This is a genomic window from Oleiharenicola lentus, from assembly GCF_004118375.1.
Classification (GTDB): Bacteria; Verrucomicrobiota; Verrucomicrobiia; order Opitutales; family Opitutaceae; genus Lacunisphaera; species Lacunisphaera lenta.
In genome coordinates, this window is record NZ_SDHX01000001.1 from 1,781,329 (window position 1) to 1,802,282 (window position 20,954).

18 protein-coding genes are annotated in these 20,954 nt (G+C 60.8%); 13 read left to right on the plus strand and 5 right to left on the minus strand.

What is annotated here, in order from left to right:
* Nucleotides 1–3: 3 nt before the first annotated feature.
* From ESB00_RS07410 to ESB00_RS07430, 5 genes are all read right to left on the minus strand, one after another.
* Nucleotides 4–1,020 carry an SAM-dependent methyltransferase gene (locus ESB00_RS07410; RefSeq protein ID WP_129047068.1) on the minus strand — a complete coding sequence of 339 codons (1,017 nt, stop codon included), beginning with the start codon at nucleotides 1,018–1,020 and terminating at the stop codon, nucleotides 4–6.
* On the minus strand, nucleotides 1,017–2,492 hold the full coding sequence (locus ESB00_RS07415; protein ID WP_129047069.1) for an ABC transporter ATP-binding protein: 1,476 nt from the start codon (nucleotides 2,490–2,492) through the stop codon (nucleotides 1,017–1,019). The genes ESB00_RS07410 and ESB00_RS07415 overlap by 4 nt, the downstream gene beginning before the upstream one ends.
* Nucleotides 2,493–3,049: 557 nt before the next feature.
* On the minus strand, nucleotides 3,050–4,288 hold the full coding sequence (locus ESB00_RS07420; RefSeq protein WP_129047070.1) for a hypothetical protein: 1,239 nt from the start codon (nucleotides 4,286–4,288) through the stop codon (nucleotides 3,050–3,052).
* A gap of 341 nt (nucleotides 4,289–4,629) precedes the next feature.
* Entirely contained in the window at nucleotides 4,630–5,001 is a 372-nt protein-coding gene (locus ESB00_RS07425) for a four helix bundle protein (RefSeq protein WP_218938702.1), read from the minus strand.
* A 195-nt stretch (nucleotides 5,002–5,196) separates the two neighbouring features.
* A complete protein-coding gene (locus tag ESB00_RS07430) occupies nucleotides 5,197–6,609 on the minus strand; it encodes a hypothetical protein (RefSeq protein WP_129047071.1) in 1,413 nt (470 codons plus the stop codon).
* An 872-nt stretch (nucleotides 6,610–7,481) separates the two neighbouring features.
* Here ESB00_RS07430 and ESB00_RS07435 point away from each other — a divergent pair.
* The 13 genes from ESB00_RS07435 to ESB00_RS07495 all read left to right on the plus strand — a co-directional run bounded on the left by ESB00_RS07435 (nucleotide 7,482) and on the right by ESB00_RS07495 (nucleotide 20,947).
* The gene (locus ESB00_RS07435; RefSeq protein ID WP_164976087.1) at nucleotides 7,482–8,045 is read left to right on the plus strand and encodes a GbsR/MarR family transcriptional regulator; all 564 of its coding nucleotides are present in this window, start codon (nucleotides 7,482–7,484) and stop codon (nucleotides 8,043–8,045) included.
* Nucleotides 8,046–8,236: 191 nt separating this feature from the next.
* Nucleotides 8,237–9,253 carry an NAD-dependent 4,6-dehydratase LegB gene (locus ESB00_RS07440; protein WP_129047073.1) on the plus strand — a complete coding sequence of 339 codons (1,017 nt, stop codon included), beginning with the start codon at nucleotides 8,237–8,239 and terminating at the stop codon, nucleotides 9,251–9,253.
* A 16-nt stretch (nucleotides 9,254–9,269) separates the two neighbouring features.
* A complete protein-coding gene (locus tag ESB00_RS07445; protein ID WP_129047074.1) occupies nucleotides 9,270–10,322 on the plus strand; it encodes an N-acetylneuraminate synthase family protein in 1,053 nt (350 codons plus the stop codon).
* A gap of 21 nt (nucleotides 10,323–10,343) precedes the next feature.
* Nucleotides 10,344–11,180 carry an NAD-dependent epimerase/dehydratase family protein gene (locus tag ESB00_RS07450; protein ID WP_129047075.1) on the plus strand — a complete coding sequence of 279 codons (837 nt, stop codon included), beginning with the start codon at nucleotides 10,344–10,346 and terminating at the stop codon, nucleotides 11,178–11,180.
* A complete protein-coding gene (gene neuC / locus ESB00_RS07455) occupies nucleotides 11,177–12,397 on the plus strand; it encodes a UDP-N-acetylglucosamine 2-epimerase (protein WP_129047076.1) in 1,221 nt (406 codons plus the stop codon). The genes ESB00_RS07450 and neuC overlap by 4 nt, the downstream gene beginning before the upstream one ends.
* Nucleotides 12,394–13,455 carry a nucleotidyltransferase family protein gene (locus tag ESB00_RS07460; protein ID WP_129047077.1) on the plus strand — a complete coding sequence of 354 codons (1,062 nt, stop codon included), beginning with the start codon at nucleotides 12,394–12,396 and terminating at the stop codon, nucleotides 13,453–13,455. The genes neuC and ESB00_RS07460 overlap by 4 nt, the downstream gene beginning before the upstream one ends.
* A gap of 129 nt (nucleotides 13,456–13,584) precedes the next feature.
* A complete protein-coding gene (locus ESB00_RS07465) occupies nucleotides 13,585–14,799 on the plus strand; it encodes an N-acetyl sugar amidotransferase (RefSeq protein ID WP_129047078.1) in 1,215 nt (404 codons plus the stop codon).
* Nucleotides 14,800–14,809: 10 nt separating this feature from the next.
* Nucleotides 14,810–15,580 (plus strand): imidazole glycerol phosphate synthase subunit HisF, encoded by a 771-nt coding sequence (hisF, locus tag ESB00_RS07470; protein ID WP_129047079.1) that lies wholly within the window; start codon nucleotides 14,810–14,812, stop codon nucleotides 15,578–15,580.
* On the plus strand, nucleotides 15,567–16,214 hold the full coding sequence (gene hisH, locus ESB00_RS07475; protein ID WP_129047080.1) for an imidazole glycerol phosphate synthase subunit HisH: 648 nt from the start codon (nucleotides 15,567–15,569) through the stop codon (nucleotides 16,212–16,214). The genes hisF and hisH overlap by 14 nt, the downstream gene beginning before the upstream one ends.
* A complete protein-coding gene (locus tag ESB00_RS07480) occupies nucleotides 16,211–16,921 on the plus strand; it encodes an acylneuraminate cytidylyltransferase family protein (protein WP_129047081.1) in 711 nt (236 codons plus the stop codon). The genes hisH and ESB00_RS07480 overlap by 4 nt, the downstream gene beginning before the upstream one ends.
* Nucleotides 16,911–17,771 carry an aldolase/citrate lyase family protein gene (locus ESB00_RS07485; RefSeq protein ID WP_164976088.1) on the plus strand — a complete coding sequence of 287 codons (861 nt, stop codon included), beginning with the start codon at nucleotides 16,911–16,913 and terminating at the stop codon, nucleotides 17,769–17,771. Before ESB00_RS07480 ends, ESB00_RS07485 begins: the two co-directional genes overlap by 11 nt.
* A gap of 29 nt (nucleotides 17,772–17,800) precedes the next feature.
* The gene (gene asnB, locus ESB00_RS07490; RefSeq protein WP_129047083.1) at nucleotides 17,801–19,594 is read left to right on the plus strand and encodes an asparagine synthase (glutamine-hydrolyzing); all 1,794 of its coding nucleotides are present in this window, start codon (nucleotides 17,801–17,803) and stop codon (nucleotides 19,592–19,594) included.
* Nucleotides 19,595–19,732: 138 nt separating this feature from the next.
* Nucleotides 19,733–20,947 carry an O-antigen ligase family protein gene (locus ESB00_RS07495; protein WP_129047084.1) on the plus strand — a complete coding sequence of 405 codons (1,215 nt, stop codon included), beginning with the start codon at nucleotides 19,733–19,735 and terminating at the stop codon, nucleotides 20,945–20,947.
* Nucleotides 20,948–20,954: the final 7 nt, after the last annotated feature.

Genomic DNA, 20,954 nt, shown 5'->3' on the forward strand with positions numbered 1-20,954 from the left:
CGGTCAGGAGGCGCGAACGAAGAAGCTCGGCGCGAACGGATGCGCGGCGCCGGCGGTCGCCATGGCCCGATAGCGGGTCTGCAAAGCGCGCTGAAACATCGTGTCCAAAGGAGAGCCGTCGTAGCCGTTGTGCTCCGGCGGAACGTCGTGGGCGGCGAGCCAGGCATTCAAATTTGCGCCGTTCTCACCGAAGGCGATGATCTGCTCCGGCAGTTTGTAGTCGGGGAAGGCGCCGAAAAACTCGATCCGGGTGAAACCGGCCGCTTGCAGCAGGTCCCGAAGTTCCGATTGCGAATAAGTGAAGGCCTGCAGCCGGCCGTGTCCGGCTTCGTCCCACCGCCGGCGGGCGAGGGCAGCGGGCAGGCAGCCGACGTAAGGCACACCGAGGTGGTCGTCGGGACACCCGAGGAGATATTTCAGGCCGAGCCGGTTTTCGATCCCGAGAACAAGCGAGCCGCCCGGGGCCAGTTCCCGCCGGATCTTGACGAGAAACTCCCGTTGCCGCTCCTGTGGGTCGGTTTGCTGTTGGAATGCGCCGACCCATTCCAGCACGCCGATGGCGCAGATGATCGCGAAAGGCGTTTCGAAGCGAATGTCGAAGTAGTCGGCGCCAATGCTGGCGAGCCGGGACCGCACGCCGTCCTGTCCGGCCGCGGCGTGGATGAAAGCGAGGCGCTCGGCCACGGGCTCGAGGGCAACGACCGGGCGTTCTGCGGCGAGGACCCGGGCGATCTGGCCCCAGCCGGCACCGATCTCGAGCACCGGCCCGGCCCCCGACGGGAGCACGTCGGCGAAGAAGGCCGTGCGCCGGGGCGACGTGATGATCTGATGCAACCAAAGTTTGGCCGCAGCGTAACGCACCTGCACGGCTTCGCGCCAGGGACGACCGATTTCGATTTCGCGGATCAAGTCGAGCAGGTCGGCCGAGGGTGTGTCCCGGAAACCGTCCTCCCGGGGAGCGTTGAATGTTTGGCCGCCCTCCAGCGTGACACGGCGGTCGCGATGAACGAAGGCGATCATGCCGGACGTTGGGCGCTCGCCGGCATCTTGACCTCGATCGTCGTCGGGCAGTGCGCGAGGCCGAAGGATTTGTCGCGCGGCATCACGTCGAACCGAATGCTGTCGTAGCGGCGGTGGATCACCTGGACCTCACCATTCACCAGCCGCACCCAGCCGAGGGAGATGAAATAGACGCCGGCCTGCACGTTGAGCTGCACCTCGAAGCGGACCTCGACCCGGCCCCCGGGTGGGACGGAGGGCGGGGACTGGTTTTGGAAATAGGTGTTGGTGCCGTAGATTTCCTGGCCGCGGACATCCTTGATCGTGAGGGCGTAGATGGGATCGGGGATGGTTTGGGCGGCCAAGCATGACAGGCGCACGCGGATCCGACTGCCCGCAGGGAAGGCGAGGCGGGGCTGGTCGTCGGCATCGGTCAGCGTGACGGTCTCGATCCGGCCCATTTCGCCGCCATAGGCGTATTCCTTGTCGGAGATTTGTTGGTGGGAGCGTTCCTCGGTGAGGAGGTTTTCCGAGGCCGACGCCGCGAGGTCGGAGGCGAGGAGGGAAGCCGGAGCGGGGAGGCTGGAGGCGGGAGGCTGGGCACCGGCTGATTCGGAAGAATTAGTCCCGTCGATTGCTTCTCCGGAGTGCGGTCTCCCTTCTCCGGTCTCCGTTCGCTGCCGCAGCGCGGCGAGGTCGTCGCGAATCGCTTCCACGCCGTGCGGGCTGGTGATGAGCTTCGTGTAGATGTTGGTGACGTCGTTGGGCGAGCCCTTGAGCAGCACCTCGCCGCGCTCGAGCAGGACGGCGGTGCGGCACATGCGTTTCACCGCGTTGGTGTCGTGGGAGACGAAGATGATCGTGCGGCCTTCCTTGAGCATTTGCTCGAGCGTGGCGTGGCACTTGAATTGGAACCGGGCATCGCCGACCGCGAGGGCCTCGTCGATAATGAGGATGTCGGCGTCCACGTGCACACACACGGCGAACGCCAGCCGCAGCGTCATGCCGCTGGAGTAGGTGCGGACCGGCTGGTCGATGAATTCGCCGATGCCCGAGTAGGCGACGATGGCGTCGAATTTCTGGGCAATCTCCGGCTTGGTCAGGCCGAGGATTGCGGCGTTGAGGTGGATGTTTTCACGGCCGGTGAAGTCAGGATTGAAACCGCTGCCCAGCTCCAGCAGGGCGGCCACGCGGCCGTGGACGGCGATGGTGCCGGTCGAGGGCTGGACCGTGCCGGCGATCATCTGGAGGAGGGTGCTCTTGCCCGCGCCGTTGCGGCCGATGATGCCGAGGCACTCGCCGCGGGTGATGGCGAGGGAGATTGCCTTCACGGCGGTGAACTGGCGGGTCGCCGCCGCCGGTTTGCCGCCCGACCAGAGCCGGCGCAGCGGCGCCATCAGGCGCGCGGCCGGGTCGTCCCAGATGGTGTAGGTCTTGGTGACGCCGTGCAGGGAGATGACGGTCTCGGAGGGGGATTCCTCGGCAGAAGGCATGACGGCGTCAGGAGAAGGGAGGAGGGAGAAGGGGGCAAGGATGGAGAGGGGCGCGCGAAGCGCGGGAGAAGGGAGGAGGGAGGAGGGAGAAGGGAGACCGGAGAGCAGTGGACAGTGAGACGGTGGCCGGTTGTGGGAGAGTGAAGGCGGAGGCGGGAGGAGGGAGGAGGGAAAAGGGAGGAGGGAAGGTGGACCGTCGGACAGTAGCCGGTCGGACGGTGGAGGGAGGCAGGAAGCCGGAGGGGGAGACCTGAAACTTGAGACCTGAAACCTGAGGTGCCGGCCCGTGCTGCCAAAGCACTTCAGTTCTCAGCCGGGTTCAGGCAGCCGAGGTGGAGCGACCTGCTCCTCAGGGCGCTTTCTGCGCAGCGGACATCCTCAGCGCGTTGGGGAGCCGTTTCGGCAGGCTCAAGGCCCTGAGCTCGTCGAACGGGCAACGCGCGCCACCGTATGGTCGATACGGTTCTCCTTTGGGGCGTCGTTTCAACGGCTTGAGCTCAGCTCTCAGGTTTCAGCCATCAGGATTCTGCACTCGTCCACCCTCTTCTGTCCACCGGCTAGCGCGGTGCCTGGCGACGCGACTCCGTCGCGGTCGCGCCGAGCGCCGCATTGATCTGCGCGAGAGCTTCCGGTTTCAGGCCGAGGATGGGATCGGTGGCGTCGGGGGTGGTTTCGATGAAGAGCTGGTCGTCCTTCACTTCCAGCCGGGAGATTTCGCGAACGGACGTGAAGAGATCGAGGGGCAGCACCAGACGGGTGCGTTGGCCGACATCCACCAGCCGGACGCCACGGACCACCATCTTGGTGGCGCCGTTCAGGGGATCGAAGCGCAGGCCCTGGATCGGGCGATCAGGCAGGACGAAGCGCAGGGTTTGCTGGTTGGCATGGGGTTCAGGTTGGGCGCGCGTGCTGTCCGCCTCGCTCAGACCGGCGCCGAGATCCCAGAAAATCTGGGCCTGCAGGGCGGAGTGTTCGGTGGTGAGATCCATTTCCAGCTTGAGACCGGGCGGGAGCACCGGGGCGACGTAGCGGGAGAAGTGATAGGAGTTGCGGATGAGGCCGCGGTTGCCGACCGGGGCAAAGAGTACGGCCAGACCCGCCATGAAGCCCGCATGCAGGAAGAAGTCTCGCCACCCGCGGGGCCGCCAAGTCGCGGTCAGCACGGCCATGAGCAGGATGAAGAGCATGCCCGCGAGGTAGCCGGTGGAGAGCAGGCAGCGCAGCAGGTTGCGGTGGTTCATGCCCACCGGGACGAGGTGGGAGAACAGCTCGATCCGGGTGGAGGGCGCGCTGGCGCCCGGAGCGGAGATTATTTTCCAGCCCTCGGGCAACGGCTCGATGCCGGCGATGTCGCGCTCGGCCCGGAACAGGTCGCGGGTGAAGCGGCGGATCTCCTCGTTGCGGCGGTTGATGATGCGCATCTGGCGGATGGTCAGTTCGCCGTCCTTGGGCGGCTGGATCCGCAGTTCCACGATCGGCAGATCGGGCAGGGGGAAGGTGTAGGTGAAGGTCTGGGTCGTCGGCGAGATCGGGATCGTGATGTTGTCGAACGGCCGGTTGCCGAACCGGTTCACATCATAGCGGATGATCACCTCGCCGTTGACGTTGCTGGCGCAGGAAATTTCCAGGTAATTGATGTCCGTGCCCGGATTGTTGAGCGGATACCACTCGAGCGGGACCTCCTGCGGGAGCAAGAAGCCGATGACCGCCACGACCGCCGCCAAAGCCAAACGCCCCCACGATGGCGCGAGCCAGCTGGGCTCGGGTGGTGGAGTGGGCGGGATGGGCTCGGGCATGGGTTTTGCCGAGGAGAAAGCAGAAGGGAGAAGGGGGCAAGGAAGGAGAACCTGTAGAGGAAGCCTGTGGCGGAGACCTGAGATCTGAGACCTGAGAGCTGAGACTTGAGATCTGAGATCTGAGACCTGAGATCTGAAATCTGAAAGCTGAGACCTGAGGGGTGAAACCTGAGAGCTGAAGCCAAGATATCAGGATAGCCCGCCTATTTCACACCCAGAGGTGAGGAATAGGCGCCCTGTCGGGCCGACCTTGTCGGGGCTAACCGCGACGAAGTCGCATTTGTCGGAGGCAAAACGGATATTTCTGATTCAACGTTTTTCATTGGGGTGAAATATCCGGGCTAGGTGTGTTCTTTTGCCGTTTTGGCCATGGCGACAAAGATCGAGATCAATTCGTCGGCTTCTTTCCAAAGAGGGTTCACGATGTCTGCAGATATGCCGCAGTCATCGCGCAATAGTTCCAGCCAAAGCTGGGATTCATCAGCCTCCTGGGTGCATAATTCGATCTTCGCGATGAACTCATCGCGACTCCGGGCCCTGGAGTCTTCCCGATAATTGGCGGCTACGGAAGTCCCGGACCTCAGCAATTGTTTGCCCAGCACCCTTAGCTCCTCCCGCTGTTTGTCGATGGAGATATAAAATCTCACCACAGCACTCGCGAATGCCTTTGTTCGTCTGCGCATCGCGGCTTTTCTTTCTTCGTTAATGGTCATGATCGACGTTAACAGGATCCCTGCGGTGGCTGATCCAGGAAATGGCCACTTTTAAGGTTCCCCCTGCCTCAGATCGGCGCTCGGAGAAGCGAAATCTGAAATCTGAAACGTGAGACCTGAAACCTGAGGTGGTGACTCGCCGCCACCGGTTCCAACTTCAGGTCTCAGTATTCAGCTCTCAGGTTTCGTATTCCTCTACCGCCGCTTCGCGCCGGTAATACCCAACAGGCTCAGGCCGAGGCCGAGGGCGCCGCCGATGCCGAGGCCGGCGATGCCGGCCATGGCGAGGCTGCGGTAGAAGCTGCCGGTCCTGGCCTGCATGCTCACGCGGATGGCGTCGGCATACTGTTGCTTCTGGTAATCTTCGTAGGTGAGACGAAGATTCTGCATCAGGTCGTCATACACCTTGCGGAGGTCCGCGAGGGACTTCTCGAATTGCGCCAGGGCGTTCTGTTGGGCCGAGGCGTTGCTCTTGATGAAGGACTCCATGGTGTCACGGCGCTCCTGCAGGATGGCCTTTTCCGACTGGATGCGGCGGGTCTTGAGGCTCGCGTCGAGGGCCTGCCGGACGAGGAAGTTGTAGGCATCGTTGGCGAGCAGCGAGTCCACCAGGCCCTGGTCCACGACCAGGCCGTCATTGCGCTGCTGGGCGGACTGGGATTTTACCCCGATGGCCAGTTTCTGTTCGCGCTCCTGCGCCTGCTTGAGGAGGTCGTGCACGACTTTCTCCTCTTCCACGGCCCGCAGCTGCTCGTCGCTCAGGGTTTTGAGATAATAGTCCATCTTGACCAGGGCGAGCTGGCGGTCGCGGGAGAGGCCGTCGCGGCGGATCAGGCCGAGCACCTCGTTCAGGCGGATCTGGGTGAAGAGCTGGCTCTGCTTGTGGAGGTCGCTGAAAGTCAGGTTGGTCCGCGGGGAGCGGAAAGCCCGCGCCGTCTCGGACATCTGGCCCAGGAACGCGTTGATGTTCTGACTCTCGCGGTTGAGGACCAGATCGTAGTCGTAGAAATCGGCTCCCGCGAGGGACTCGAAGGCCTTGCCCATCCCGAGGGGCAGGGCGACGTAAGTGCGGGTGAACTTTTCCTGGTAGATGCTGACGATTTCGCCCAACAGGCTCTCGCGCTGGTCCGGGCTGAGCGGGAAGCGGCGGGGCAGGGTGAGGCTGAGGGAATACTCATCGGGGACATAGACGCGGGGCGTCTGGCCCGCCGCGCGCTGCTTGTCGCGCTCCTTGATGACGCTGTCGGGAATGATGCCCTCGATGCTCAGGGCGGCCCGCACCTTGGCCTGGGTCTCGTCGGTGGCTTCGAGCCCTTTGCGTTTCAGGGCCTCGGCAATGATCTCAGGCGAGCGGAGGTCGTCGGCAGAGAACTTGGACTTGTCGGGGTATTCGCCTTTCTCGAAGCCCGTGAAACTGAACACGACCCGAGTGGAGGTCGTCACACTGAGGAATCCGCCCGCGGCGGCGAAAATCGCGGCTGCCAGTCCCAGTCCAAGTGCCCCCAGCCCCACGGTAACGGCCAGACCCTTGCGCACACGGGCAATCAATTCGGCGATATCAATCGCATCGTCATCGGGGTAGGGGCGGGAGTCGGGGGGATTCGTCATGGGAAGGGCGCGCGGCGCGCGCCAGATTAATTCTGAAGTTTATGTTGCAGGCTGGCTAGGGACTAGGAACTAGCGACTAGCGACTAGCGACTAGGGACTAGAAACTAGGAACTAGGGACTAGGGACTAGGGACTAGAAACTAGGAACTAGGAACTAGGAACTAGCGTCCAGCATCCATGAAGCGGGAATGGAGGCGGTTCAATCCCGGATTGTCGGATGTGACTTGGAGGGGTCGCGGCGCAGGAGGCGCCAAGGCGCACCCGTTTAAGTTTTAAGTGGAAGTGTAAGTTTGAAGGCTGACTAGGGGCGTCTTCAACCCTTGGACGTCTCTCAGAAACTGAGGACCTGACCAGAACCTATCTGGATTCGATCGTCATCCAACGTCCCTACCGTCATCCTGAGCCTGGCGAAGGATCCAGCAGCATTATCGCCAGCGGACATCATCTTGGATCCTTCACTTCGCTCAGGATGACGGGTTTCGAGAGTTTGAAGGGTTTAAAAACTCGCCCTAGCGACTGGGGACTAGAAAGGATCTAGAAAGGATCCAGCAAGGATGTAGAAGGGATCCAGAAGGGATGCAGATCATCAGTCAGGGCATCGCCCCCGGACGGTTGAACCACAGATCAAACGGATCAAACCGGGATTATCGGGCAAGGAGGTTGCGGAGAACACAGTGGGAAGAATGTCGAACGCCGAACTTTTTACGTCAGAACGCCGAATGCGGAAGGCGGGGACTTCAACTTAAACTTTTGCCTACGTTTTGGACGAATGTCCAAGAACGTCGGACAAACACATGTCGAGCGAGCATGATGGAACAGTGTCCCACTTCAACTGGCGCGCGTAGCGCGCCTTGGCCTATGGTTCAAATTTTCTTGAACAAGAAGCGCCGCGAGGTTCAGCTCGCTGGGTTGAAGACCAGCCCGACAGTTGCGGAAGCCAAGGCGGAGTCAGATCCGGCCTTTGAGCAGGAGTGCGTCGCGCTCTTTGCGAGTTTCCTGCACGTCCTGGGGGCGCCTAATTCGGTCGGAGCGATCTACGGGCTGCTCTTTGCCTCGCCCGAGCCGCTATGTTTTGCCGAGATTGTCGCGAAGCTAGGTATGAGCAAAGGCTCCGTTAGTCAGGGGTTGGCCTTCTTGCGTCAGAGCGGGGCGGTGAAAACGGTGAACCGTGGGCCGATGGACGGTGGTCGTAGGGAATATTTCGAGCCCGAGTTAGGGCTGCGCCGTCTCGCGAGCGGGCTTATTAAGGAAAAGATCCAGCCGCTCGCAAAAGAGACCAAGGGAGCCGTCGCCCGTCTCAAGCAGCATGCCCAGAACAGCCGCGGCGGTCGGAGTGATTTTCAGATGGATCGGATCAAGCAATTGGAGATCTGGCACAAGCAACTTGGCCGGGTGCTTCCAGTGGTCCGAACTATGCTCAATATTCCACGTCAGTGATTCCACGGAAAGAGTATCGTCATGCGGTTTCTTCCCGCTGGGAAGCGACGGGACGAAGTTGTGCCTGCATCGCAGCGGCGGAGTTATCGAGCTGGCTTCAGTTGGATGCAGGCAGCCTCCTTCCGTCCTGCATGGCGTGCTTGCTACGGTGCAAGGTTTATTGCCATTACATACATCAAACCTAGCGAGTTATGAATCAAACAACCGCCAACGCAAAAATTCTCGTCACTGGGGCCGACGGCTTTATCGGGTCGCACCTCACTGAAGCTCTCGTGCGCCAAGGGCGTAAGGTCAAAGCCTTCGTGCTCTACAACTCCTTCAACTCTTGGGGATGGTTGGATCATTGCGGGGCGGATATTAGGCAGAATATCGAGGTTTTTGCCGGTGACGTGCGTGATCCCAACGGGGTCAAGGCGGCCATGGCGGGATGTGATGCGGTGCTCCATCTCGCCGCCCTGATCGCCATCCCGTATTCGTACCACTCGCCGCACACCTACGTGGACACCAATGTGAACGGCACCTTGAACGTGCTGCAGGCGGCCCGGGACCTGGGAGTCAAGCGTGTCGTCCATACCTCCACCAGTGAAGTATATGGCACGGCGAAATTCGTGCCCATCACGGAGGAGCACCCTCTGCAAGGCCAGTCCCCTTACTCCGCTTCCAAGATCGGAGCAGATCAGCTGGCCTATTCCTATTACACATCCTTTGGGCTGCCGGTGGTGACCGTGCGCCCCTTCAACACCTACGGTCCGCGCCAATCGGCGCGCGCGGTGATTCCCACCATCATCACGCAGATCGCCAAGGGGCAACGGGTCATCAAGCTCGGGGCAGTGACTCCGACGCGCGATTTCAATTATGTGCAGGACACGGTGCGCGGGTTCATCGCTGCGCTGGATTCCACCCAGGGAGTGGGCGAGGTGGTGAACATCGGCAGCAATTTCGAGGTTTCAATCGGCGAGACCGCCAAGCTCATCGCCGAGACTATGAACACGAAGATCGACATCGTGACCGACGAGGTGCGTTTGCGGCCGGAGAACTCCGAGGTCAACCGTCTCTGGGCCGACAACGCCAAGGCGGCGAGACTGTTTGGCTGGACCCCTGGTTACGGCGGGCGAGAGGGATTCAAGCGCGGGCTGGCGGAAACCGTCGCATGGTTCACCCAGGAAGACAACCTGCGGGAATACAAGGCCGATATCTACAACATCTGAACCAGCCGTTTATCCCATGAACACTCCCAGCTGCGCCGAGTTCAAGATCGCCGGCCGATCCATTGGCTACCATCATCCCCCGGTGGTGATCGCCGAAATCGGCATCAACCACGAAGGGTCGATCGACCTAGCCATCACGATGGCGGATGCGGCGATCGATGCCGGGGCGGAGATAATCAAGCACCAAACCCACATCATCGAGGACGAGATGTCGGAGGAGGCCAAGTCGGTGATTCCGGGCAACGCCAGCATTTCAATCTATGACATCATGCAGGGCTGCGCGCTGTCGGAGGCGGAGGAATTCCAGCTGATGCAGCATGTGCAGTCTCGAAAGGCCATTTTCATCAGCACGCCATTTTCCCGGGCGGCGGCGCTCAGGCTGGCCAAGTTCGACGTGCCGGCAATCAAGGTCGGATCGGGGGAATGCAACAATTATCCCCTCATCCAGCTGATCGCCCGCATGGGGAAGCCGGTCATCCTGAGCACTGGTATGAATTCGATCGAGACTGTGCGTCCATCCGTCGACATTCTGCGCAAGGCTAGGGTGCCGTTCGCCCTACTGCATTGCACCAATGTCTACCCGACGCCGCCCCGGTTGGTCCGTCTAGCCGCAATGCAGGCGCTGCAAGCGTCGTTTCCCGATGCCGTCGTCGGGTTGTCGGACCACACTACCTCCAACTATCCCTGCCTTGGGGCGGTGGCCCTTGGGGGGTGCATCCTCGAACGTCATTTCACCGACCGAATGGACCGCCCGGGGCCGGATATCGTTTGCTCGATGGATCCAGCGGCGCTGCGCAGCCTGATCGAAGGGTCGCGCATCTTGTTCGAAGCCCGCGGTGGGGACAAGGGGCCGGTGGACGCCGAGGCCCCGACCATCGCCTTTGCATTCGCGTCCGTGGTGGCGATTCGCGACATCCCGGCGGGCGAGAAATTATCGGATGAGAATATCTGGCTTAAGCGCCCGGGCGGCGGGGACTTTTCCGTACCCGATTATCCTAATCTTCTCGGCCGGACAGCCAGGCGACCCATTCGCAAAGGCTTACAACTGCGACGGGAAGACGTGACCTGATTGGAGGGCGCGATTGCACGAATGAATCGGAGCGTTGTCGTAACCGGGGCTTCCGGATTTATCGGGCAAGCCTTGTCGGCGGCCTTGAGATCGGCCGGAATGGAAGTCGTGCCGGTCGCCCGCCGGCCCGGTGGTGGGTGGCGCCAGGTGTCTGATTACCGGGACGCACCCTCGGCTGACGTATTGATACACCTTGCGGAAGACAGTGATCGTGGCCGGGTCAATGCAGCGGGATCGGCGGTAAGCGCGCGAGCGCTTCAAACCATGGAGGCATTGCTCCATAAGCCCTTCCAGCGCGTGATCTATGCCTCTTCTTCAGTCTTGTACGGAGATGCGGAATCCAAGGCGCATGACCCGGCGGACCATGTGCAACTGGTGGATGAGTACTCCAGGACCAAGTGGCAATGCGAACGCCTCGTGTTGCAGCGCCAGGGGAACCTGGTCCTACGCCTGTCGAATATCTACGGCCCGGGCATGAGCGCCAATAATGTCATAAGCACCATTCTCCGGCAGATACCGGGGACGGGCGCACTATGCGTTTGGGATGCCGGGCCGATCAGGGATTTTCTCTGGATTGACGATGTGGTCTCCGCCATGAGTGCGGCGATTACCAGTGATTTTGACGGCACACTAAACCTTGGGAGTGGCGCGGCTTACTCGATCGGGGAGGTGGCGCGCATGGCCCTGGCCGCCGGCGGCGAAGCCGATCGCCCCGTCCAGTGCACCAAGTCAAGCGGTCGGTCGTCCTGTCTCGCCCTTGATATACGGGAAACAACGCGGGCACTGGGATGGTGTCCGACTACACACTTGAAGACAGGTTTGGAAAGACTCATTAAAGACCGCTTATCACCTGAATGAAAAAACGAGTCATTGCTATTTTCACGGGCAACCGAGCTGAATATGGCCTGCAGTATCCCATTATCCGGGCGGTGGATCGGCATCCGGAGCTGGAGTACAGGCTGTTGGTGTCTGGCGCCCATTTGGATCCGAACTTCGGAAGCACTTTGCAGGAAATCCAAACCGATGGATTCCGGGTGGATGCCGAAGTTAAAATCGACATGGATGCGGCTTCCCTGTTTGCCACGGCCCAGGCCATCGGTTCGGGAGTGCTGGCTATCAGCCAGGCCTTTGCGAAGATAAAGCCCGACCTGACGGTCGTCTATGCGGACAGGTTCGAGGGCTTGGCCGCGGTGATTGCCGCGAGCCAGATGAATATCCCGACCGCCCACGTGGAAGGCGGGGATCTCACCGAAGGAGGGGCTTTGGACGATTCGGTCAGGCATGCCATGACCAAGCTTGCCCATCTGCATTTCACGACGAACCAACAGGCGACCAACCGGATTCTGGCCATGGGTGAGGAGTCTTGGCGGGTTCATACCGTGGGCTTCCCGGCGATCGATCTTATTTCCGAAGGCAGGTACGCGAAGCCCTCCGAAATTCAGGCACGCTTGGGTCTCGACCTGGCCCGGCCAATCGTGCTTTTCACGCAGCACTCGGTCACGACCGAGTTTGACCAGGCATCGTCGCAGTTGATGCCTTCGCTGCGGGCGATTGAGCAACTGGCAGGCGAGGGGGTGCAGGTTGTCCTGACATATCCGAACAACGATGCGGGCGGGCGGGCGATCATACAGGAACTCGACGCCTTTGGCGCCCGCAGGATCGAGGGTACCAGCGTGCACCGGTCCCTCGGCCGGTACCTCTATCACGGGGTCCTCTCCCTTGCGAAGGTTCCTGGGATGCGGGTAGCGTGCGTCGGCAATTCCTCCTCCGGCCTCAAGGAAACCCCGGCCTTTGGCTGCCCCACGGTCAATATCGGCTCAAGGCAGGAAGGGCGGTTGCGCGGGCAGAATGTCGTGGACGTCGCGTACCAAGCGGAGGAAATCAGGCAAGGTGTACGGAAGTGCCTGTTTGACGAGCCATTCCGGGAAGTCTGCCGTACGGCGCCCAATCCCTATTGGCTGGGGGATGCCGGTCCGAAAATCGCCGAGGTGCTGGCGAAGGTGGCCTTGGATAAGAATTTGCTTCGCAAGCGTATGACGTTGCGAGGTGAATCGCGTGATGGATGGTTCCGATGAGCGAAGCACCCTTACGTCCCGAGGCCTTGTTGATTGAAGCCGTACGCGCCATCGAGGTGAATCGTCGCCGGATGGCGGTGGTCGTCACTGAGGATGGTCGCTTGCGCGGCACGCTCACCGATGGCGACATCCGCAGGCATTTGCTGGCCGGCGGAAGCCTGGAATCCCCTGTGTCGAAGGCGATGAATCAGAATCCAGTGGTGGCGGAGGACGGGTTCGGTGCCGGTTATCTCAAAGACATGATGCGCCGTGGGAATGTCCTGGCCATCCCGCTGCTCGATAAGGAGGGGAAGTTCGTGCGCATGGTGCACCTGCTGGATCTCGAGGAGGAAGAACAGTCCGCCACCGGTTCCAGTTTCGCCTTCGCGGTGATCATGGCGGGCGGCGAGGGGACGCGGTTGCGGCCGCTGACGGCATCGATTCCCAAGCCTATGGTTGAGATCGGGGGAGTCCCGTTGCTGGAACGGCAGATCCGCCGGCTGGCTCAAGCCGGGATCGAGCGGGCGTATCTTTCGGTCAATTATCTGAGCCATGTCATCGAAGACTACTTCAAGGACGGCCAGGGCTTTGGCATTGAGATCCGGTACCTTCGCGAAACCGTGAAGCTGGGCACGGCCGGGGCGCTTACCCTGCTGCCGGAAGTGCCGAGCGGCCCGATCATCGTGATGAACGGGGACATCCTCACCACGTCCGACTTCGCGAGCCTGCACTCCTTCCACGCCAGTCACGATGCGACCATCACCATCGCCGCCATCGACCACAAAGTTGACATCCCTTACGGCGTCATCAAATCCGAGGGACACCTTGTAAGGGAGTTGGTGGAAAAGCCGTCGGAGCGCTTCCTCTGCAATGCCGGGATCTACGCCGTTTCTCCCGAAGCCCTGCGCCGGCTGCCGGCGGACAAGTTTGTCAACATGACCGATTTGATCGACGCCTGCCTCCGGGAGGGGATGCCGGTCGCTGTGTTTCCGGTGCATGAATATTGGAATGATATCGGCACGGTATCCGACCTGCAGAAGGCGCGGGCGCACTTCGCGAAACTTGAAATCATCAAATAAGCCCCCTCGCCGTATATCCGCTATTGATTCGATATCGGATTTGGGTGTGCATGCCGGGCTATCTCCCGCAATTGATTTAGGCGCGATTTTCACACCACCCTTAAATTTATAATTAATTCCTGAACACCAATGACTAAAGCGTTTTTTGGCCTGCCTGAGGATGTTGTTTTCTGCAAACGCTGCGTGATTTCAAATCAGCGTCCGAGTTCGTCGGTCGAGTTCAAGCACCGGCATGAAGACAAGAAGGCCACTATCGGAATTGGGGCGGATGGTGTATGCGATGCCTGCCGTTATCATGATGTGAAGGAAGCCCAGATCGACTGGGGCAAGCGCGATCATGCGCTCAAGGCGCTCCTGGATCAGCACCGGCGCAACGATGGCGGCTACGACGTGATCGTGCCCGGGAGTGGCGGTAAGGACAGCGCCTACACTTCTCATATCCTCAAATACAAGTACGGGATGAATCCACTCACGGTCACGTGGGCGCCGCACAAATACACCCAGATTGGCTGGAAGAACTTCGAGAGCTGGACCCACGTCGGAGGCCTCGACAACATCCTGTTCACCCCGAATGGCCGGCTTCATCGCTACCTGACGCAACAGGCATTCCTCAACCTGCTGCATCCGTTCCAGCCGTTCATCGTGGGGCAGAGGATCATCGGCCCCCTCATGGCCGCCAAGTTCGGCGTGAAATTGGTGATGTACGGCGAAAACCAAGCCGAGTACGGCAATGCCTCCGAGGAAAACTACAAACCGACGATGGATCGCAAGTTCTTCTCGGTCGGAAATCCCGAGGAAATGATCTTGGGGGGGAGAAAGGTGAAGGACATAGTGGCAGAGAAACGCTTCACGTTAAACGATTTTGCGCCCTATATAGCACCGGATGCGGCGTATCTTGAGGAGCGTGGAGTGGAGGTGCACTATCTGGGATACTATTTGAAATGGGATCCACAGGAATGCTATTACTACGCCGTAGAGAACACCGGATTCCAGGCGAATTCCGAACGCACCGAAGGCACCTATTCGAAGTACAGCAGCATCGATGACCAGATCGACATGTTCCACTATTTCACCACCTTGGTGAAATTCGGCATCGGCCGGGCCACGTATGATGCCGCCCAAGAGATTCGTAACCACAAGATTACCCGGGAGGAGGGCGTTAATCTCGTCAGGAAGTACGACCAGGAGTTCCCCAACAAGTACTACAAGGAGTTCCTTGAGTACATTGACATCACGGAGGAGCAATTCTGGGAGACAGTGGACCGGTTTCGTTCGCCTCACCTGTGGGTCAAGGCCGACGGAAAATGGAAACTGAAGCACGCGGTCTGGCACGAAACAAAGTGATCCGCCGGCCGTGAGAAGCATTCGTTTAATCGCCCGTCTCGACATCAAGGGCCCCAACCTTATCAAAGGCATCCATTTGGAAGGCCTGCGTGTGATCGGGGTTCCGAATGAGTACGCCTTGAAATATTATGCCCAGGGAGTCGATGAGCTGATATACATGGATTGTGTCGCCAGCTTGTATGGCCGCAATCACCTAGGCGAGATCGTGCGAGCCGCGGCCAAGGATATCTTTGTGCCGATGACGGTGGGTGGGGGTATTCGGTCTGTCGCGGATGCGACGGAGATCCTGCGCTGCGGAGCGGACAAGGTGGCGATCAACACAGCGGCCGTTGCCAATCCCCAGCTCATCAGTGACATTGCCCGCCGATTTGGCAGCCAATGTATGGTCCTCTCAATAGAAGCTAAACAGATCGGTGCGGACAGATGGGAGGTATACACCGACAACGGCCGGGAAAAGACCGGACTGGACGTTATCGAATGGGTCAAGCGGGGTGTACAGATGGGGGCTGGAGAAATTCTGCTGACGTCGATAGATCGGGAAGGCACACGCAAGGGATTTGACTCTGCACTCGTCAAGGCGGTAACCACCGAGGTTAATGTACCGGTGATCGCCAGTGGTGGCATGGGCAAGGATGCCGACTTGGTGAAAGTCGTTCTTGAGGGGGGCGCCGATGCGGTTGCGATGGCCGATATTCTACATTATAACCGTTCTGATCTTTTGAAAATACGGGCCACGGCCCAGGCGGCTGGACTCAGCGTCAGATCCTATGAGTGTTTCTGAAGTCACTATCATCGACTATGGAGTCGGCAACCTGCTCAGCGTGCAGCGGGGCTTTGAGCACTGTAGGGCTAAAACCATCATCACCTCCGATCCGGAGCAGATACTTCGCTCCGACCGGGTGGTTTTGCCCGGCGTGGGAGCCTTTGGCGATGCTATGTTGGCTTTGGACCGGCTCGGCTTGGTGACCGTGGTCAAGGAAGTCGCCCGTCGCCGGATTCCGTTGCTTGGTATCTGCCTTGGCATGCAGATGCTGCTGGACGAAAGCGAAGAGTTCGGGCTCAGCCGGGGCCTGGGTTTGATTTCCGGGCGGGTGATTCCTGTGCCGCACAAGGCCTTGAATGGGGAACCACACAAGATCCCTCACATCGGGTGGAATGCGCTGGTTCCGTCCCGAGGCGGCTCTGGTTGGGGGGACTCCCTGCTCGGCGATGTACGCGAGGGCGAAGCGGCTTATTTTGTGCATTCGTTCATGGCGGTCCCCTCCGACGACACGCACCGGCTGGCCGATTGCGTCTATGGCGGGCATTTCCTTCCGGCGGTCATCCGCCGGGATCGGATCGTCGGCTGCCAGTTCCATCCCGAAAAGAGCGGGCAGGTCGGATTGCGCATCCTGCGGAGTTTCGTGTCGCAATGAAGATCCTGGCCTTGATTCCGGCGCGCGGGGGGTCGAAAAGATTGCCAGGGAAAAATACCCGGCTGTTGGGCGGCAAACCCATGATTGCCTGGTCCATCGAAGCCGCCAAGGGCATAGGAGAGATCTGCGCGGTGCTGATTTCCACGGATGATCCGCAGATTGCGGCGGTGGCGAAGGCGGCAGGCGGCCAGGTCCCCTGGCTGCGGCCGGCGGAACTTGCCACTGACACCGCCACTTCCGTGGATGTCGCGCTCCATGCCTTGGATTGGTATGAAAACGCCCATGGGAAGGTCGACGGCCTTTTGCTGCTGCAGCCGACCTCTCCCTTCCGGACGCCGCGGACGATCCGGCAAGGCATCGGGTTGTTTTCGGACAACCCGCAATTCCCGGTCCTAGGGGTGGCCCGGCTTCATGTGCATCCAGAGTGGGCGCTGCGGCTTGAAGGCGGGCGCCTCGTGCGTTACACTCCGGGCAACGGTCTTGAGACCCGCTCCCAGGATCTACCGCAGGTTTTTTTCCCAACCGGAAGTCTGTATGTCATCGCCCCGGAGGTGCTCCGCACGGGGCGTACCTTCGTTGGCGCCCAGGCCGTTCCGGTGGTGATCGAGCCGCCACACGAGGCCTTGGACATAGACACCGAGTGGGATTTCAGGATCGCGGAGATGGTCGCAAGCAACCCCCAGGATTACCGGTCGATTGAAGACTAACCATACCGTCGCTAGGCACCTGAGTCTCTACCTCATCACCAATGACCCCGCGATCGCGGAGCATGCGGTCGGTGCCGGGGTAGACCGGATCTTCGTGGACTTGGAGATTCATGGCAAACGCGAGCGTCAGGCGGGACTGGATACTCCGATCAACGCTCATACGACCGGCGATATCGCCGCCATCCGGGCGCGTCTTCCCCAGGCTTATATTCTGGGCCGGATCAACCCGCTGCACGCGGGGAGTCAGGCGGAGATCGACGCCGTGCTGGCCGCGGGGGCCAACGCGATCATGCTGCCCATGTTCCGGCGCGCCGCCGAGGTCCGCCAGATTGCTGCGCTGGTCAACGGCCGTGCCGCATTCATTCCGCTGGTGGAAACGAAGGAGGCGGTCGCCTGCTTCGCGGAATGGGCCGATGCTCCAGGGCTGACGGAAATCTACGTCGGCCTCAATGATCTGCGCCTGTCGCTGGGCCTGCCTTCGATCTTCAGCGTGCTGCTGAACGGGTTGCTGGAGGATTTCGTACGCCAAATCTCCGCCCGGGAGATTCCATTTGGCTTCGGGGGGCTCGGCCGGCTCTCGGCTCCGCAGCCGGTTCCCGCGGGACTCCTGCTCGCTGAGCATGTGCGGCTTGGCTCAACCAGCGTCATTCTTTCGCGGGCCTTCCATATGCGCAGCAAGACTCTGGCCGAATTCACTGCCGCGGTGAATGCTGCCGAGGAAGTCGCGGCCATCCGCCGGGCGTGGCTGCAGCTGCAATCCTCCGCTCCGCAACAACTCGTGCGCATGAACGGCGAACTGAAGGACCGGATCGCCCGTTTGGACTCCGGTCGCGCCGTTCCGCCCGCCTGATCCTCAAGCATCAAACACCCTTCAATCAAATGTGCGGAATTTTCGGCTACGTAGCGTTCGACGGGAAATCCCTTCCACAGGATGCCATGCCACGGATGGCGCGGACATTGCGGCATCGCGGCCCGGACGGCGAGGGCTGGCATGCCGCCGGTGTGTTCGCGGTGGGTAACCGTCGCCTCGCGATCATCGATATCGATGCCGGGAAGCAGCCGTTCTACTCCGCGGACCGGCAGGTGATTGTGGTCCAGAACGGGGAAATCTTCAACTACATCGAGCTGGCCGCGGAACTGGCCGACCTGGGCTATCCTTGCGCAACGCACAGCGACACCGAGGTGATCCTGCGGGCCTACGAATGCTGGGGGGACGATTTTGTGAAGCGGTTGAACGGCATGTTTGCGATCGCCATAATCGATCGGCGCAAGGATCTGCTGCATCTCTTTCGCGATCGGGCGGGGGTCAAGCCGCTGTATTATTACGCGGATGAGCGACGGCTCGTCTTCGGCTCGGAGATCAAGGCTTTGCTCGATTGCGACATCCCGGCCGAAGTCGATGTCATCAGCCTGGATGCCCTGCTGACCTGCAATTACGTACCTCCGCCGCGTACGATCTACCGAAACGTCCGCCACCTTTCGCCGGGTGGGCACATGAAGATTCATGCCGACGGCCGCCGTTCCGAAGTGGCGTGGTGGCAGCTGCAGCCGCGCATCCGGGAGGACGTCTCGGAGGAGGAGGCCGTGGCGGAATTCACCGAAATCCTGGCCGACGCGGTGCGCATCCGTATGCGTTGCGACGTCCCGTTCGGGGCCTTCCTATCCGGGGGGCTTGATTCCAGCACGATCGTCAGCCTCATGGGGCGGTATTCCCCGACGCCAATTAAGACCTTCTGCATCGGGTTTGATGACGCGCGGTTTGATGAGTCGCCCTTCGCCCAGTTGGCGGCCACGCGATTCAACACCCAGCATCATCTTCGCCTGTTCAAGTCCCAGGACCTGAGCATCTGGCCCAAGATATCCTATCACAACGATCAACCCCACGGGGACGTTTCCTTCCTACCCACCTATCACGTTTCCGAACTGGCGGCCGAGCAGGTCAAGGTCGTGCTCACCGGGGACGGTGGGGACGAATTGTTCGCCGGCTATGACAAGTATCTGGAACTGGAGACCGGCGCGGCCGGCGCTCCGGGCGGGCAAAATCCGCTGCTACCCTATCTCGAGCGCACCAGCCTCTTCACCCGGGAGATGAAAAAGGGACTCTATGCCCCGGGGCTCCTGCGGGCGACGGCAGGGCAGGAACCAATGGACCAAGTGCTCGGGATTGCGAGGCAGTACGAGCACCTGGATGCGGTCAATCAGGCACTGGCCATCGACTTCCTGCTGCTCCTTCCCGGCAACAATCTCGTCAAGCCGGATCGCATGGGCATGGCGCATTCGATCGAGGCTCGGACGCCCTTTCTGGATTATCGCATGATCGAATTCGCCTTCAACCTGCCCAGCCGGTTCAAGCTACACGGCGGGCGGACGAAGCACATGATGCGAAAGGCCATCGAGCCGCTGATCGGCAGGGAATTGCTCAACCGGCCGAAGCAAATGTTCACCGTGCCGATCGGCGAATGGTTCAAGTCCGATGGCGGCGCGTACTGCCGCCGGGTGCTCTTTGCACCGGACTCGCTGGCCTCGCAACTGTTCGACGGCAAGGTCGTCGAAGACATGGTTCAGGCCCACTGTGGCGGACATAAGAACTACACCCGGCAGCTCCGGGCGCTCGCGGCGATCGAGATATGGTATCAAAGCGCTCCCCGCAAACCGGCCCTGTCCCTCGGCTAGGTCCGCCGGTATGAGCACCTTGCTGCGATTGATGGGGCTGCGCCCACGGTGGTTCCGGGGCGCCTTGGCGTTGTCACCGGTTCACGAGGCAGGCCGCGCCTTGGCCGCCGATCGGGTCACCCGGCACCGTGTTGCGGCATGAAGGCCCAGGGCATGGATCTGACGGGTCTGCCGCTCAACCTGGTGACGTGCTACCTGCTGTCGATACAGCTGCCCTATCCGTATTTATGGGCGGTGATCTTCGCGTTTCTCATGTCCGTGGTCATGCTGCTGATCGCCCGGAGTTCACCGGAGAAGGGCGGCGGGGTGAGACTGGGCACGGCCGCCATGCTGGTGCTAACCGGGATGTGCCTGATACCGACCACGACATTGTTCCTCTCTCCCCATGGCTTCGGCGTCCGCTTGTTCTCCGAGCTCTTTCAATATTTCTTTGTCGCAATTGTCTTCATGACCGGAGTCTATGCCTTTGGCCGCCCGGACGGCTTCAGCCGGTTTGCGTACCGGGCAGCCTGGATCACGATCCCGCTCTCGATTTATGGCATTGGGCGTGTCGTGCTGGGGTGGGAGCTAGATTGGTCTTCCTTCGTGGCCCCGACGGAAAACAACTATGCCTCCATTTACATCCTGCTTTTTGGCGTGGCGTTGCCGGCCAGCCAGATGTTCTCGGGGAAACGGGGGCGGATTCTCTACACCGTCTCGATCATGTTGGGCGTGGCTGCGATAAACTATCACTCCAGCCGCGCCGCGATGGTGGCGGCTCTGGCTTGCTTGGCAATGGGCGTGGCCATCGGGCGCACCCGCCTGGTGACCGCCATCCGGATCCTGATGCTGCTCGCGGCTGGACTGGCCGGGGCCGTCTACCTGTTTCGTGGCGAGGATCTTTACAACCCTGATTCAGTGGCGAGCCTTGTGAACTTCGACTCCAATTTCTCGAATGTCCAGCGACTACAGTACCTGCGCGCCGCCGGATATTCCCTGGTGAACTTCCCTTTTGGGCAGGGCATCGGTACCGCCAGCGCCTACTTTACGCACAACGTCTTCATCGAGATGGAAAGCCCGACTCCCCACAACACGGCCGCGCTGCTGGCCACGGAGATGGGCGTGCTGGGCCTCGTCAGCTATGTACTCCTAGCCTTGTACCTGCTCGGTCGTGCGCTCGCGACATTGCTGCGTCGCTACCGACAGCCGGTGGGGCACCGGCGGCTGTTCATCATCCTACCGCTGATCCTGCTGATGGTGAGCATTTACGATGCGGTGTTTTTCAATGGGGGCCTGACCGCGATCTATTTCCTAGCGGCGGCAACGGTGTTCGCGACACCTTGCGAATCCGTGCGTCCCTTGTCGCAAGCCTGAACCCATC